At 59.5% G+C, this 14,925-nt stretch carries 13 protein-coding genes; 4 read left to right on the plus strand and 9 right to left on the minus strand.

From position 1 onward, the window contains the following. Window positions 1-320: 320 nt before the first annotated feature. From Pan189_RS21435 to Pan189_RS14025, 3 genes are all read right to left on the minus strand, one after another. On the minus strand, window positions 321-470 hold the full coding sequence (locus Pan189_RS21435) for a hypothetical protein (RefSeq protein WP_310820496.1): 150 nt from the start codon (window positions 468-470) through the stop codon (window positions 321-323). Further along, window positions 451-1,314: a hypothetical protein gene (locus Pan189_RS14020; protein WP_145364600.1), complete on the minus strand. Its 864-nt coding sequence runs from the start codon at window positions 1,312-1,314 to the stop codon at window positions 451-453. Before Pan189_RS14020 ends, Pan189_RS21435 begins: the two co-directional genes overlap by 20 nt. Window positions 1,315-1,515: 201 nt before the next feature. Then, a complete protein-coding gene (locus Pan189_RS14025; RefSeq protein ID WP_145364601.1) occupies window positions 1,516-2,184 on the minus strand; it encodes a hypothetical protein in 669 nt (222 codons plus the stop codon). A 759-nt stretch (window positions 2,185-2,943) separates the two neighbouring features. Between Pan189_RS14025 and Pan189_RS14030 the strand changes: the two genes are divergently transcribed. Next, entirely contained in the window at window positions 2,944-3,828 is an 885-nt protein-coding gene (locus Pan189_RS14030) for an STAS domain-containing protein (RefSeq protein ID WP_310820497.1), read from the plus strand. A 173-nt stretch (window positions 3,829-4,001) separates the two neighbouring features. Further along, a complete protein-coding gene (locus Pan189_RS14035) occupies window positions 4,002-5,288 on the plus strand; it encodes a GspE/PulE family protein (RefSeq protein ID WP_145364603.1) in 1,287 nt (428 codons plus the stop codon). Between the two features lie 340 nt (window positions 5,289-5,628). Here the strand turns inward: Pan189_RS14035 and Pan189_RS14040 are convergent, their stop codons facing one another. From Pan189_RS14040 to Pan189_RS14050, 3 genes are all read right to left on the minus strand, one after another. Further along, window positions 5,629-6,117, minus strand: a complete 489-nt coding sequence (locus tag Pan189_RS14040) for a division/cell wall cluster transcriptional repressor MraZ (protein WP_145364604.1) — start codon at window positions 6,115-6,117, stop codon at window positions 5,629-5,631. A gap of 576 nt (window positions 6,118-6,693) precedes the next feature. Continuing rightward, on the minus strand, window positions 6,694-7,941 hold the full coding sequence (locus tag Pan189_RS14045) for a hypothetical protein (protein ID WP_145364605.1): 1,248 nt from the start codon (window positions 7,939-7,941) through the stop codon (window positions 6,694-6,696). 263 nt (window positions 7,942-8,204) lie between these two features. Continuing rightward, window positions 8,205-10,289, minus strand: coding sequence for an ATP-dependent helicase (locus Pan189_RS14050; RefSeq protein ID WP_145364606.1), 2,085 nt, complete (start codon window positions 10,287-10,289; stop codon window positions 8,205-8,207). 232 nt (window positions 10,290-10,521) lie between these two features. Between Pan189_RS14050 and Pan189_RS14055 the strand changes: the two genes are divergently transcribed. Both Pan189_RS14055 and Pan189_RS14060 read left to right on the plus strand, forming a co-directional pair. Beyond that, window positions 10,522-11,460: a dihydrodipicolinate synthase family protein gene (locus Pan189_RS14055; protein WP_145364607.1), complete on the plus strand. Its 939-nt coding sequence runs from the start codon at window positions 10,522-10,524 to the stop codon at window positions 11,458-11,460. A gap of 240 nt (window positions 11,461-11,700) precedes the next feature. Beyond that, window positions 11,701-12,243 (plus strand): hypothetical protein, encoded by a 543-nt coding sequence (locus Pan189_RS14060; protein WP_145364608.1) that lies wholly within the window; start codon window positions 11,701-11,703, stop codon window positions 12,241-12,243. A 326-nt stretch (window positions 12,244-12,569) separates the two neighbouring features. Here Pan189_RS14060 and Pan189_RS14065 read toward each other — a convergent pair whose 3' ends face one another. From Pan189_RS14065 to mtaB, 3 genes are read right to left on the minus strand one after another with little or no spacing between them, the layout of a single operon-like run. Then, window positions 12,570-12,839 (minus strand): hypothetical protein, encoded by a 270-nt coding sequence (locus Pan189_RS14065; protein WP_145364609.1) that lies wholly within the window; start codon window positions 12,837-12,839, stop codon window positions 12,570-12,572. 51 nt (window positions 12,840-12,890) lie between these two features. Continuing rightward, window positions 12,891-13,556 (minus strand): dTMP kinase, encoded by a 666-nt coding sequence (gene tmk, locus Pan189_RS14070; RefSeq protein ID WP_145364610.1) that lies wholly within the window; start codon window positions 13,554-13,556, stop codon window positions 12,891-12,893. Between the two features lie 2 nt (window positions 13,557-13,558). Continuing rightward, entirely contained in the window at window positions 13,559-14,905 is a 1,347-nt protein-coding gene (mtaB, locus tag Pan189_RS14075; protein ID WP_145364611.1) for a tRNA (N(6)-L-threonylcarbamoyladenosine(37)-C(2))-methylthiotransferase MtaB, read from the minus strand. Window positions 14,906-14,925: the final 20 nt, after the last annotated feature.

Below are 14,925 nucleotides of genomic sequence, written 5' to 3' on the forward strand. Positions count from 1 at the left end.
AACTGACGCGACGTTGCCAACGGCCGGCGCAGGCAATGCCGACGGAGTGCTCCTTGCGATTGCCGATCGTAGGAGGTGGCTCGACGCGCGACAAGAGCGGTTCAGATCGCTCGCGGCGACGCGCGTTCAAACGCACACGGCACGAGTTAGGTGTCCGGGGACGCCGCTTTCGCCGCCTCCGGAAAGAGAAACCCGAAGCTCGCGACTGCCGAACAAAGACCAAACCGAAGATCAGATCACTGTGGGCGCCGTAAAGACGCCGTCCACAGCCACCCCCATGAACTCTTTAGAATCCAGAGTGCCCCTCGATCGCGCGGCACTTACGGGGCGACCTGCCACTGATATTCGTTCAAGTGCAGGCACAGAAACACGATTCCCGCGATCAACGCACCACACGCGACGAACAGCAGTCCGTCGTAAATACCCGGAGAAGGGGGCGGTCCGGCAGACTTAGAGTTTCGTCGTGACATTGTCCCCTCGCTCAATCGTGACGTTCTTCGGTTTCAAAATGACTTTACCCACGGCTCGATCGGCTCCGACATCGGTCAGCACCACTTTGCCGAGATATTTGCCGCCATCGCTGGCGCGGTAGATGTACATCGTATGCCCCCGCTTGAGGCCGTCGTCGCTGCCCAGCGAGACGTCAACAAACTCGGAGCCGGCCGTCCGTTCGGGGCGAGCGATGTTGAGCACTTTGCCCTCGACGATCGGCGGCGGCGACGAATCGATGCCGTCGTGGTCGGCCGGATCGGTCGAGATACCGAGCGATCGCAAAATGTTTGTCAGGGTGGCGGTCTGTTCGAGCGAATCGGTGTATCGGTCCGTCAGGATGTCGACCTTCCGCTCCAGCGCGAACACGTCGTCTTTGAGTTTGAGACGCTCCGCGTTCAACTGGTTCTTCGCATCGATCAGGCCGTCATTGATTTCACGCAACGTTACGGCTTCGCGCCGGGCGGCTTCGGCCTGCTCCTCGGCGATGGTGGCGAGCTTCGATTTGACGGCGGCCGTTGTTTTTTCGGCATCGAGCATCTGCTGCACCGTGTCGAGCCGGGTCTTCAAATCGTCCCGGTCGCCGGTCAATTCGGCGAGCTTGCCTTCGGCATCGATCGCTCGTTTTTCGGCCGCACGAATCTGCTGATCGAAATCACCCTGGTTCTGGGTCATCTCCGTGTTGAGAGAATCGACCTGAGTCTGCAGAGTCTCGGCGTCTTTACGCCAGTTCAGTTCAGCTGTGTAGACCGCACCCGCGAAAGCCATGAAGCACACGCTCAGGACGAGCTGCACGACGATCAGAATTTTGCCGACAAACGTCATTGATCGACCTCTCGCTAGTCGCCGTTACGAACTTCTTGAATCGAATCGGCCCAGGGGGCTGATATTTTCGCTCGTTCCAGTAAATCAGTTCTGCATAGACGGCCCGTGCTCCATTGGGCGGCGTCCTCTGTTCTACATCGAACGAAACGAGTCCCGCCCGTCATCATGGTCGCCCAATCGACGCGACCGCGGCACCGCCGGTCATGTTCCGTCCGCGTAACCGGCACGTAGCTTTTTCTCCAACTGTTCCTTACGAGCCTCAGCTCGCGTCAAATTTCCTCGCAATCGGACCTGACGGTCTTCAAGTCTTCTTGTTTGCTCGGTAATCCGAAATCGCTCCGCCCGGATTTCCGCAAGAACGTTTTCGAGCCGGGCGACATCGGATCGACGTTGTTCGGCGATCCGCCGAATGCGGTCGGCCTCGGCACCTTTCGTCTTTTGTTGTTCAACGAATAACGCCGCTTCGGAGTTCAACTGAGCCATTGTGGCCTGCAATGCATCGACGCGGGCCTGAAGCCCCGATTCATCGATATTGGCGGCCTGCGTGGCAGTGTCGAATTGCATCGTCAGTGAATTGACGCGGCTGTCGAGCGTTGCCAATTGGTCCTGCAGCCGGCTTTGACGATCCCGCAAGGCCGCTGTGATCGCGCCCGGTAGGGCGGGACTGCTTTGAAGCGTTTGGCCGGTCACGCGATGCGTGATCGTCCATTGGGGGTTCTCGCCGCCGGTATTGGCGAAGGTGTAGTCGTCCATCTTGTCGGCTTCGGCCTGCCAATTGCGACCGCCGTAGGCCGTCACCACGATCAGCCCGAGAAAGAACAGGCTCATCAGAGTGGTGAAAACGACGAGTATTTTTCCGAACGCGGTCATGCGAAAAACACTTCAGGCCGATCGGCCAATGATTTCGAAGAAGATCAATACTTTGACGGCACTACACTTTGAAGGAACTGCTCGCCCGCGGTGTGACAGAAATTCCGTCGACCCTCGGAACCGAAGAGAGAATTTTCGGTCAGAATCGGTCGACGAGCGACCCATCACGTCGCGACGGAAGAACTTTCATCTAAGGACGATACGTTCCGGCTGCATTGAGTGTCAACGAGCGACCGACTCCATTCCTATTCGTAGCGCGACCTCCGTCAAAATCCCGGCGAAACCGAATCGACCGATTCGACCGGTAGAGCGGGTAGAAACGGGCCGCTCAGAGGCCAAAACAATCTGAGCAACCTGTTTTATCAAAACAATGTGAATTATCGACAATCACTTTGGATCACGTTCGCCATCCGGTAGTCTGCGCGTTCGGTGGTGCCAAAGCGGGTCACGACCGAACAGCAGCGTTCGCGGCGGCCGCACTTGCAATGGCGGTCATCGCGATTACGTTTTTCGCGAACCGAAGTTTCAGTTGGCGAGACGAAAAGGTTTTCGGTTCCGGGATCACTGGACATCTCGGCTCGAAATGTTTCGACTCTGGATAGTCGCCGACAGTTACTCAGGTTAGGCGGATCGTGTTGTTTTGACTGAATCTCGACCAAGAACGGCGAGAGTCAGTGCGATGAAGTTCGTTGGACACATTCGAAATCGATTCCCATTCGATTTCGAATAGATAATTACGACATTCTGGAGGGCCGGAGTTTGTCGGCGACGCAGAGCTACTGTCGGTTCGAAGAAGTCAATCGCGACATTCTCCTTGTCGTTCCCCGGCCCGAGCTGAACGACGTGCAATGGGCGGACATCGAGCAGATCGGTGACGGAATCGTCAAGCGGATCAAGAGTCGGGCCCGGCCGAAGGTCGTGATCGATCTCGGTGACCTTAAATACATGGGCAGCGCGATGGTCGCGCTGCTGGTCCGAACGTGGAAAGCCGTTGACGAAAGTCGCGGCCGGATGGCCGTTTGCAACGTCAACGGACTTGTGACGGAAGTTCTCGACCTCGCCGGGTTGCGGGAAAAGTGGACGTTCACGTCAGACCGCGATAGCGCGATTCAATCGGTCGGTGGGAGTAGCTCGGCTGCGAGCGGTTCGGGGTCGGGTGGATCGTCGATGCTGCCGGCAATCGGGGCGATCGTCTCGATCTTGATCGCCGTGCTGGGACTCCTCGGAGTTCTCGGATTGGTCGATCTCGCCCCGCCGGTCTCACTGGCGCTGCTCGGACTCGGCGGAGTGGCAGGAATCATATTCGGCGTCCTCGCGGTCGCGAGCGGCGGCGACTTGGGCAAACTGATCGGCGGTGCGGCCGCCGCCGCCGCCGCGTTGGTGCTCGTCGGTGGATTGGTCGCAATGGCCTACGACAAAAACGGTGAAATCGTCATCGACGACCCATCCGATCCTTCGGAAGAGCAGGGCTTCGAGGGCTTCGAGGGCGACGCGGAAGCGGGGAGCCTCCTCGATGTGCCGGACGACCCTGAAGAGCTGGGCAATCCGGAGGAGGCAGGTCGTTCCGACGACGTTGGCCCCGGCTTTCCGACTGGCACGGCTGAGGAACCGCTCGATACGGATGCAGCCACCAGCCCTGAATAATGCCCGTCGAGATATCGTTGCTGATAACCCGAACTACTCCGCGGATCAACGACTCCGCGACCAACGACCGATCGACCGTATCCTTCACAGTAATTCCTGCACAGTAATTCCTGCACAGTATTTTTTCTGATCAACTCGATTCCCGCTGCGTCTGATCTTTGGAGCGCTATCTCATGTCGACCGACCAGAGCGAATTGAAACCTGCGGAATCGTCCGCCACGCCTCGGCCTCAACCGTCCGGTAGTGGTGCGGGACGTCAGCGGGCGTTGCAGGCCGAGCTGACCGAGCTGGCCGAGGTGGTCGGCCCCGGTCCGCTCGTTGACCTATTGCTGGAACGTGCGTTTCAACTCAATGCGACCGACATCCATCTTGATCCCACCGCCGACGGCTTGCGGGTGCGGTTGCGGGTCGACGGCCTGCTGCATGACGTCCTCCGCCTGCCGACGGCGCTGCGAAGCAATGTCGTCTCCCGCGTGAAACTGCTCGCCGGGATGGATATCACCGAGCGCCGCCATGCGCAGGACGGCCACATTTCGAATTCGGCGCTCAAGCACGAACGGGACGTCCGCGTCGGTAGCAGCCCGTCGATCTACGGCGAGCGACTGGTGCTAAGGCTGATGCCCGACGCGAGTGCGTTCACCAAATTGGACGAACTCGGACTCGATGACGACCAGTCCGAGATTTTGCTCAAGCAGTTGCGGCAGCCCTACGGAATGCTTCTGACCGTCGGGCCGGTCGGTTCCGGAAAATCGACCACAAGTTACAGTTGCGTCCACCTGCTCAACGAACCCGACCGCAGCGTGACCACGATCGAAGATCCGGTCGAGCGTCGGGTTGAAGGCATCAACCAGATTCAGGTCGAGCCGAAGATCGGGTTCGGATTTCCCGAGGCCCTCCGCGGCGTCCTGCGGATGGACCCGAACATCATGATGGTCGGAGAAATTCGCGACCCGGAGACCGCGCACATCGCCGCCCGCGCAGGATTGACCGGGGTCCTGGTCATTAGTTCCCTGCACGCCAACGATGCGATCTCGTCGATCGACGTCCTGCGTGAATTCGGAATCCCGCCGATGTTCATCGCCGACTCGGTGAACTGCATCGTATCGCAGCGTCTGCTCCGCAAAGTCTGCCCGCAATCTCACGAGACGTATCACCCAGACGGGGCCGAGTGCGAATTGCTTGGTTTGAACTACGAAGAAGCCGAGAATATCGAGCTGGTCCGCGGTGTTCCGGCCGAAGTCAATTTTCACACCGGCTACGCCGGTCGTACGGCAATTTTCGAGGTGCTTCCGATCGACGAAGAACTCCGCAAGTCGATCCGCCGCGGCGCATCGCAGGGTGACTTGCGAGAGTTGGCAATCAGCAAGGGGATGCAGACACTCGAGATGTCCGCTCGGAAAAAAGTTCTCGCCGGTGAGACGACGACCGAAGAGATGCTACGCGTCCTGATGTCGACTTGAGCATTCGGGACTTCGCCCAATAAGAAAGCCCACGCGTTGCGACGCGTGGGCTTTTCTATTGATAAACAAACGAAACGGAAGTCACAAAAACAACGCCCGGCCGGACGGGGGAAGACGGCTTCCGTGCCGAGTCAACCATCCCTGGTGCAGAGGGTGGTGCTCGAACGGCAAGGGGGGTGCTGAGTGAGTCGTCGTCCTCAACCCCGCCCGATGGCCGGACGTCGAAGGTGCTTCCTTTCAAAAAGTGACTGATCGTTAAGCAGAAGATCGTCAAACCGTGAGGCGCTGGGCAGGCTCCGTCCCGCCCAATGATTCCTTGAGTTGTTGCGCTGCGGATCGCTTAGGAAGTCATTTCGCGGAAGAGCCCGGTGAAGGCCGGCATGTCTTCGCGAAGTTGTTCCAGCCACGCTTCCGGATTCCATATCTCCAAACAGACAACGGCTCCGACGACAATCACATCACCTCCCGTCGGAACGCCGAGAAACTCTCGGAAACCTTCGGGGATGAGCAGCCGCGACTGATTCGGGTTGGCGAGTTTCACCTCCCGCGATCGTGTCGACAGCATCCGTCCGAGTCGCTGCACGTCCTCCCATCGCTGTTCCATACGTCCGGCTTGAATCTTCTGCCGAACCAAATCGACGCCAGCCTGCTGACGCGAATGCCAATCGGCATAGGGCCACAGACTCAGGCATCCATACCGCTCCTTCGTCAGAATCGATTTCCCATCGTGGTCGCTCGCGCTGCCAGCAAGTTCGGCCGGCAACGACAGGCGATGTCGCTCATCGAGCGCTCGCTTGTATTCGCCGGATAGGAACGTGTCGGTTGCCATGGGTGGCTCGGCCGTCAGATTTGCCCGAACCTCCTATGGGCGGAATTCCCACGATCAGCGATCGCTTCTTTTCCTGATGGGCTGATTTCCCACACAGGAGAGAGAAGAATACGGCGAGCCCAACCAGTTGGCAATCATAATCGGCACAATTCCCACGATTTCCCACAATTGCGGAAGAGCCCTGAAGAGCGGGACACAAGCTCGCAGCGCTAGCAAGGGACGCTATCTCACGCTGACCGATGCGCGAGCAACTCCGCTCCGCAGAAGCGGAAAGCGAGTTAAGGCGCGCAAGCCTATCTAAGACCTGCTCGTCAACCTGGAGTGGCCCGGACAACGTCCGGGCGGCACAGCCGCAAGAGCATTCAGCTACCGACCACAATTAACATTGGGCGCCCGACTGGCAGTGACATCTCTGCCCAAATGCTCTTGTCGCTCCGCGACCCGGACGGCGTCCGGGCCACTCGTCGCCACAAAACTTGGGTCATGACGAGGCCGCACGTAAGGGACGCAAGCTCTCGCTGCCTGATGCTGAAACACCCTTGCGCTGCGAGATGCGATCGCGTGGGAAAGCTGCCCTCAGTCGCGGATGCCCGAGATCGAAACTTTGAGCGAACCGTCGTTGTCGCCCAAGCTGCCCCAGTCATCACTGCAGCGAAGGTAAAGGTGACCCGACTCATCCGCGGTCCAAGTCAAATCCGCTCCGAGTTCGAACGGATCGCTCAGCGCGTAGCTGTCGGGATCGAACAGCACGCCCATCAGCCGACCGCTACCGTCCGCGTCACCGTCTCCGGTCAATTCTGCGGCCTCCTTCGCGGTCTTCCACTGCCCGGTGGTCTGCACCTGATAGCTCTGACCTTCCTGAACCGCCAATCGACTCGGCTGCCATCCGCCGTCCGCGTTGACCCGCGCCACGAGTCGCCGCCCGCGCCGCAGCGGAACCGATTTGACTCTCCAGTTCCAGGCAATGAGGTCGGCTCGCAACCCGTTGTCGATCACGTCGAGAAAGAATCGGTACTCGAATTCGATCTCTTTGGCCGAGTTGCCGTAGGCCTGCTCGAAAGAGTCGGGCCGATCGAGCAGCAGATTCATTCCGAGCGGGCGAAATCGCTTGGAGTAATTGGGATTGTTCGCCAGCAGATGACACAGCGCCCAGCGCCACGTGTAGTTCTGCCAGCTATCGCCGGTTGTCTCGTCGGAGTTCACGATCTCGTTGAAGCTCTTCACCTCGTTCGACTGCAAATAGCGCAGCACGTGTTGCGGAAGCTGCACGCTTTGATCGCTATCGTCCCAATAGGCTCCCATCTCGGCCATACCCTCGCTGTACCAGAGCGGGCCGGTTCGCCCGAACGTCTGCGAGCAATAGGCATGAACGGCCTCGTGCAGGGGCGTCCCTTCGCGCGTCGACGCGTAGACCCGCGCATCGGCATTGAGGAGCCGGCCGGCCCGCCACTGCGACTGGGAGATCGTGATCCCGCCGCCGCTCCGGACCGAAGCCAGACCTTCGAGCGGAATACCTCCCGCCGGCCATTTCGAAACGTCGTCCACCACGTAGCAGTAAATCGTTTTACGATTGGGCTGCCCCCAGTACTTGGAGATCAGCACGAGCATCTTTTCGAGCCGGACGAGAAGCTCTTCGGCCTCATCCTTGGGCAGATCGGTCCGCACGACGAAATTGCGGGACCGATAGTCGGCGACATCAGAGTCGGCCGCCGGGGCAGTTCCGGGAGCGACCCGCTGACCGACTTGAGCTTGCGCCGGTGTCGACAACATGTTGAGCGCGAGCACGCAGAGCGTAAGTACGGGAAGCCGGAGCCGATACGACATCTATTTCGCCTTCGTGCCGAGGAGCCTTTTTGCCGATGAGTTATCTCGCACCAAATAGTCACCAGTTCATCGTGCAGGGTCAACCGGCAGCACAAGCCGCACGATGAAAGTTTTCTGATCGACAATACTGCGGGATGATTGTCTTACAAATCCGACTCGTCCGCGGAACCCGCAACGTCACGGGCGAGCGTCTCGACGAGCGCATCCTATTTGCCGAAACGCGTCAACGAATTCGTGAGCCGACTGCTTCAATTCCACCTTTTTCAATCCCACATTGAATCGAGGCGTTGATCGACCGCGGAACGGACGTTGGCGAGGGGTTCGGTCGACAGCGGCTTTTCCGGCAGCGGTTCGCCGCCGGCGGAGCGTTCGTTGAATCGACTTTGGACGTCTCCGCTGAGAAATCGAGACAGCGGCGTGAAGCCGTACGCGTCACTCAGACCGCGGCGTTTCGTGTATTGGCGTAACGGATGGCAGCAGTAGAGGTGGGTGCGAGCCCGCGTGAGCGCGACGTAGCAAAGACGTCGCTCCTCGTCGATTTTTTCGTCGCTCTCGAGCGACATGTCCGACGGAATGGCCCCGTCGTAGCAATTCATGACGAAAACCGCGTCGAACTCCAAACCCTTGGCCGAGTGGATCGTACTGAGCGTCAGAAAGTCTTCGTCCTCTTCCGGAGGACGACTCGCAAGTTCGCGGGTCGACGTCGGCGGATCGAGCGTCATCTCGGTTAGAAACGATCGGCGATCGGACGAACGAGCCGACAGCACTTCCAATTGTTCGAGGTCCTTTCGCCGCGTTGCCGCATGGTCGTGAACGAACTCGATCAGCCCATCATAAAACAGCCGGACGGCCCGAACCTGCTCTTCGACGCTCATCCAGGCATCGTCGGCTCCGAGCAGTTGCCGCAACAGTTTCACGAAGCCGGGCCAAAATTCTTTCGTCGCGGCGGGCGGGTTGAAGTCGTCCCACGCGGCAAAGTCGTGATCGGCCTCGCGAAGTCGATCGGCGAGTCGGGCGGCCGACTTCTCGCCGATTCCCGGCAATAACGTGAGGACTCGGCGAGCGGACAGGCTGTCCCGCGGATTCTCCGCCAGACGCAAAAACGCCACGAGGTCTTTGACGTGGGCCGTCTCGATAAACTTGATCCCGCCATATTTGTGGAACGGAATCCCCCGCCGGTTCAGTTCAATCTCGAGCGGGGCGCTGTGATACGAACTGCGAAACAACACCGCCTGCCCACGCAATTCAAACCCCTGTTCGGTCAAAGCGAGCACTTCATCGGCAATGAAGGAAGCCTGTTCCGCTTCGTCTTGAGCCCGAACCAGCATCGGTCGCGGCCCATCGGGCCGGCTTGCCCGCAAGTTCTTTTCGAGCCGCTCGGTCGCCCCGCCGATCACGTCATTGGCAAGGTCGAGAATCGGCTGCCGACTGCGATAGTTCAATTCCAACGGCACGATCGTCGCGTCCCCGAACGTGTCGGTGAAATCGAGGATGTTCCGCACCGTCGCGCCGCGAAAACCGTAAATCGCTTGAGCGTCATCTCCCACGACGGTCAGTCCGTCACCATCGGGACGCAGTTGCCGCAAGATGCTCGCCTGCAGCGGGTTCGTGTCTTGGTATTCGTCGACCAGCACATGGTCGAACTGCTTCCGCAGCATCGGCCCGGCTCGCTCGTCGGCGAGCAATTGATCCCAATAGAGGAGCAGGTCGTCGTAATCCAGGACTGCTTCAGCCCGTTTTCGCTCGCGGTAGGAGCGAAACAAGTCGCGAAGTCCATCGGAGAAGTCGATCAGATGGGGATAGTCGTTCTCAAGAGTCTCAGTAAGCCCGACGCCCGTGTTGACGATTCTGCTGTAGACCGCGGTGCAGGTCGCTTTCTTGGGGAACTTCGGCATTTTTTGCGGCAGTTCGAGTTCGCCCCGCACGGCATTGACGATGTCCTCGGCATCGGCTCGGTCGACAACCGTGAAGTCGGGCGGCAGCCCGACACCGGAACCGAACTGCCGCAGCAACCGCGCCGAGACCGCGTGAAACGTACCGCCGACCACTCCTCGCGCGGCCATCCGCGGATCGGAAGGACCAGAGGGAGTATCGATCTTCCGCAGCGACGCCTCGACCCGCTGCAACATCTCCGCCGCTGCCCGTCGCGTAAACGTCAGTAGTAGGATCCGCCGCGGGTCGGCCCCGCGGGCGATCAGCGCCGCAACGCGATGCGTGAGCGTGGTCGTCTTTCCGGTCCCCGCCCCCGCCACGATCAGCAGCGGTCCGCCTTCGTGCGTCACGGCGATGCGCTGATCCTCGTTCAGGTCGCTCAGCAAATTCGGCGGGGTTGTCGCTCCGTCCGTCATCCGGCCCTCATGGCTGCAGTCGTGTGATCTCGCGGCTGTGGGTGTAAATTGCTCGTCACAGCAGGCACCGATTGGTTGCGATTCGCGAAACGCACCGGCGCTGCCTCGGTGGGACGATCCCCATCTTCGCCAGTCAGACCGATCATGCAATCAAGGCGACTCACCGAATCGCGGCTGGTCCGACTCACCGTGTTTCGGCTGCGTCTCCATATCAATCATGAATAATAGCGACATGACACCATTTGACCTGCTGACGCCATCGCGAAAACCGCGCGGGATTTCGGCCGTGCTGATTCCCTTTCTTCCGGACGGTGAGATCGACTGGGACGCCTTCCGCGCCCACGTCGTGCGGACCGCCGACGCCGGGTTGGAGCCGGCCGTCAACATGGATACCGGTTACGTCAATCTCTTGACGGCCGAACAGAAACAGACCGCGCTCGAGCACACACGCGACGCCCTCGGCGGTCGACCATTCGTCGCCGGGGCCTTCGTCGCCGATCAACCGGGAGCAAAATTCGACGCCGACACCTACGGGCGCGAGATCGAACAAATCGAATCGTTCGGCGGAGTCCCCGTCATCTTCCAATCGTACGGCCTGATCGAACAACCGGGGCCGGAGATCGTCACCTCTTACGAAACAATCTCGCGATCATGCGATAAATTCATCGGTTTTGAACTGACACAAGCGCTGGCGCTGTTTGGATCAATTTACGACCTCGACACCTATGGCGGAATGATGCAAATCAAGAAGTGCATCGGTGCGAAGCACTCCTCGTTTGACCGCGAACCCGAATGGGAACGGCTTCGGTTAAGAAACAAACTTCGGCCCGACTTCCACGTCTTTACCGGGAATGACTTCGCGATCGACATGATTCAATACGGCAGCGATTATTTGTTAGGATTAAGCACCTTCGGCCCCGATTTGTTTGCCCGCCGCGACGACTTGTGGGCGAACGGAAACCCCGCGTGGCTACAGCTTAACGATGTCTTACAATACCTCGGCTACTTCGCATTCCGATCACCCGGACCAGCCTATAAACACACCGCGGCTCAATTTCTGAAACTCCGCGGATGGGCCCAGACATCGCAGACCCACCCCAATAGTCCGACACGACCGGAAAGCGATATGGAAATCCTAAAAGAAATCGCCGAACGATTAAGTTTGAAATAATTTTATTCTTCAACAACAGAAAATCGCGGGCCTTCATTTCATTTCTCAACCATCCTCGCGCAACTCTCTTTCATCTATTAGAGGACAGACGGTGCACCGCCTCTACTCACCCCGCTGGTGGGCGCAGCCGTGAGGCTGCGATAACCCCCATGCAGCGGATGTTGCCGCGGCAAAGCTGCGGACGCGCGTCCGGTTTTTAGCTCTTAGCTTTTAGCAATTAGCGGTTAGCAAAAGGATCTAATGGCACAACGGCGGCATAGTCGGAAGAAGCTGATTCAGCGGCTCCGGGGATTCGCAAAGCGGCATGACGGACCGATCACGATGCGGCTGTTTTGTCTGGAAATCCGGACGGGACCTTCGACGGTCGGCTATTATTTCAAACGCGGTTGGCCGGAACTGTGCCGGTTGGCCGACCTTCCGGACGAACCGCCACGGAAGGAGCCGAAGTACTCGGCCGAGCAACTGCTTCGCGCCTATGGCAGCGTCGGCTGGTACCTGCGGCGTTCCCCCACGCTGAAAGAACTCGCCGCCATGACCGGCGTCGCCGGCGACACGTGGCTGAGGTGCTTCCGCTGCAAACGCACGCTCCAAATCGCCTACACCCGCTTCGAAATCTTCAAGAAAGTCCCCGACCCATTGCCGACGCCGGACGAAGAACTGTGGCTGCCCGACTTTCTGATTAAGCACCAACGGCCGGAGGATTATTGGGACGGGGTGCGGGAGTTGCGTGCGGAAGTAGCTGCGCAAGGTGACCCCCTCTCCCTGGGGAGAGGGTCGGGGTGAGGGGAACGCGACGGCGGTGTGAATTAATACCGCGTTTGCGATGCTTCTATCCGGCCGAACGAGTATCAAATAATGCCGGCCTACAAACACCCCCGCGTCCCCTCATCCGGCCTTCGGCCACCTTCTCCCGAGGGAGAAGGGACGCAACTTCCCCCTCTCCCTGGGGAGAGGGTCGGGGTGAGGGGAACGCGGCGGCGGCGTGAATTAGAACCGCGTTTGCGATTCTTTTATTCGGCCGAACGAGCGTTCAACAATGCCGTCCTACAAACGCCCCCGCACCCCCTCATCCGGCCTGTCGGCCACCTTCTCCCGAGGGAGAAGGCGACTTATTCATTCAGATTAAATTGCTCATTGAAGCGATAACGCTCACTCTCTTCATCGTATTCAAGAACCTTCGCTTCGACCAAGGTGGCCAGCATTGCATGAAGGCCGTTCCCTATTGGGTTATTTGACCACCAGACCCACTTCCGCCGGCGGAACTCCTCCCCAGATGGTCCAACCAGCCCGAGTAAGACAGCGAGCTCAAATTCTGCGACATCCGACTCGACCCATTCCTTAAGAGAGTCCTTTAAGGGTTGAAGGCTTTCACTTTCCATGACCGACCACTTCAAACTACGCGTGAGACATGGCTGGAACAGCAGGGCGACTTAGCCAATTCGCTGATGTTGAATTTCGCCAGCGATTTCATGAATTGGACGCACCTCACTGAGTGTATCATTGCAAGCGATGGCCACCCAACTGTCTTCGATCTCTGCAAGCTCCCGATAACACTCCCGCACCTTAATTTGATACTCCAAATTCTCCTCCTGCAAATCGACGGTTAATTCCGTGTAGTCGCGTTTCGCTTTCTTCTCGACCTGCTTTCGCGCGAGGTCGGCGGGGAGGTCGAGGAGGATCGTCAGGTCGGGTTTGGGGATGCCGTAGACTTCGAATTCTAGTTGCTTGACCCGCTCGATGAACTCGGCTCGCTCGTCTTCCGGAACGCGGGCGCCTTGGTGGGCGAGGTTGGAGCCGTAGTAGCGGTCGAAAATGATGTAATCGTTTACTTCGGTGGCGGCTTTAACGACCGGCAGTGATTCGAAGCGATCGCCGGCGTAGAGCGAGGCGGCGAGGAAGGGGTCGACCTGATCGAGGGGGCCGAAGCCGCCGTTTAAGAACTTGGCGACGGCTTGACCGAAGAGCGTCTCCTGATAGCGGGGAAAGCCGATTAGCTCGGCGGTGTGGCCCACTTCGCGAAGCCGTTCGACGAGCAGTTTTGCCTGCGTGCCTTTCCCGGCTCCATCGATGCCCTCGATTGCGATCAGCTTGGCCACGGTTACTCCGCCGCCTCTTCGCCGCGATCTGCGATCAGGAAGTGCCGCGTGACCTCGCGGCCGGTCGCCGAGACGAACTCGCCGAGGTCGGAGGCTGCGCCGGGGAGTTCGACCGGGGTGTAGGTGCGATCGGTGCCACGGACGATGCCGGGTTTCGACTCATGCTCGCGTTCGACCATGACCTCGAGCGGCCGACCCACGAGTGAGCGGTAGTATTCGGTCGCGAGGTCGCGCTCGACCTCGGCGAGGTAATCCATGCGGGCCTTGCGGACCTCGGGCGCAACTTGATCGGGGAAGGTAGCGGCCTTGGTCCCGCGCCTGGCACTGAAGGGGAAGAGATGAATCTTCATGAATTGCGATCGGCGGCAGGCTTCGACCGTCTCTTCGAACTCGGTATCGGTCTCACCGGGGAAGCCGACAATCACATCGGTTGTGAAGGCGACATTGCCGAGGACCTCCCGCATGCGATCGAGCTTCTCAATAAATCGTTCGACGCTGTAACGGCGGCGCATGCGGCGGAGGACCGTTTCGGAGCCGCTCTGCAGCGCGGGGTGGAACTGTGGGCAGAGATGCTCGCAGTCGGCAGCGGCGTGGATAAAGTCGTCGTTGACTTCGACCGCTTCGATCGACGAGAGACGCATCCGCCACTCGCCGGGGATGCGATCGAGCCGGCGGAACAGGTGCCACAGCCGGAACGGCGGCTTACCGCTTTTGCCACGGGTCGTGTCGACGCCGTAGTGGCCGACGTGAATTCCGGCGAGGACGATCTCCTTGTGTCCGTTGTCGACGAGCCGACGGACTTCGTCTTCAATGTCTTCCGCCGAGCGGCTCTGCAGTCCGGGGCGGACCGAGGGGATGATGCAGTAGGTGCATTTGAGGATGCAGCCGTCCTGCACCTTCACATAGGCCCGCTTGCGGCCGTCGAAATGATCGATCCCGCGGGGCAGGTCGCCGATACCGAGGCGTTCGAAGACGTCGGGCAGTTCGCGCTTGTCGGTGACGACCTCGAACACGCCGGGGAGCTGTGCGACGGCTTCAGGATCGCGGGTCGCGTAGCAGCCCATCACGACCGTCTTGGTGCCCGCATTTTGGCGGGCGAGCTTGCGAATGATTTGCCGCGATTTCGAGTCGCCCGTCGATGTGACGGTGCAGGTATTCACAATGCAGACATCAGCCGGCTCATGCTCGGCGGCTTCGCGGTAGCCGTTCTTGAGCAGGCCCTCTTTGACGAGTTGCGTTTCGTACTGGTTGACCTTGCAGCCGAGCGTGACGACGCGGCACGTCGGCGCCGCATCATCGCGGGCCGGTGCGAGGGTTTCGTTCAGAACTGGGAGAAGAGTTGCAGACATAACGGTATCGTAGGGCGGGC

It is taken from the genome of Stratiformator vulcanicus, from assembly GCF_007744515.1.
Lineage (GTDB): Bacteria > Planctomycetota > Planctomycetia > Planctomycetales > Planctomycetaceae > Stratiformator > Stratiformator vulcanicus.

Coding starts and splice junctions, on each gene's coding strand:
- mtaB (WP_145364611.1), bottom strand. CDS start 14,905: ATGTCTGCAACTCTTCTCCCAGTTCTGAACGAAACCCTCGCACCGGCC.
- Pan189_RS21435 (WP_310820496.1), bottom strand. CDS start 470: ATGTCACGACGAAACTCTAAGTCTGCCGGACCGCCCCCTTCTCCGGGT.
- Pan189_RS14020 (WP_145364600.1), bottom strand. CDS start 1,314: ATGACGTTTGTCGGCAAAATTCTGATCGTCGTGCAGCTCGTCCTGAGC.
- Pan189_RS14055 (WP_145364607.1), top strand. CDS start 10,522: ATGACACCATTTGACCTGCTGACGCCATCGCGAAAACCGCGCGGGATT.
- Pan189_RS14050 (WP_145364606.1), bottom strand. CDS start 10,289: ATGACGGACGGAGCGACAACCCCGCCGAATTTGCTGAGCGACCTGAAC.
- Pan189_RS14060 (WP_145364608.1), top strand. CDS start 11,701: ATGGCACAACGGCGGCATAGTCGGAAGAAGCTGATTCAGCGGCTCCGG.
- Pan189_RS14045 (WP_145364605.1), bottom strand. CDS start 7,941: ATGTCGTATCGGCTCCGGCTTCCCGTACTTACGCTCTGCGTGCTCGCG.
- Pan189_RS14040 (WP_145364604.1), bottom strand. CDS start 6,117: ATGGCAACCGACACGTTCCTATCCGGCGAATACAAGCGAGCGCTCGAT.
- Pan189_RS14065 (WP_145364609.1), bottom strand. CDS start 12,839: ATGGAAAGTGAAAGCCTTCAACCCTTAAAGGACTCTCTTAAGGAATGG.
- Pan189_RS14035 (WP_145364603.1), top strand. CDS start 4,002: ATGTCGACCGACCAGAGCGAATTGAAACCTGCGGAATCGTCCGCCACG.
- Pan189_RS14025 (WP_145364601.1), bottom strand. CDS start 2,184: ATGACCGCGTTCGGAAAAATACTCGTCGTTTTCACCACTCTGATGAGC.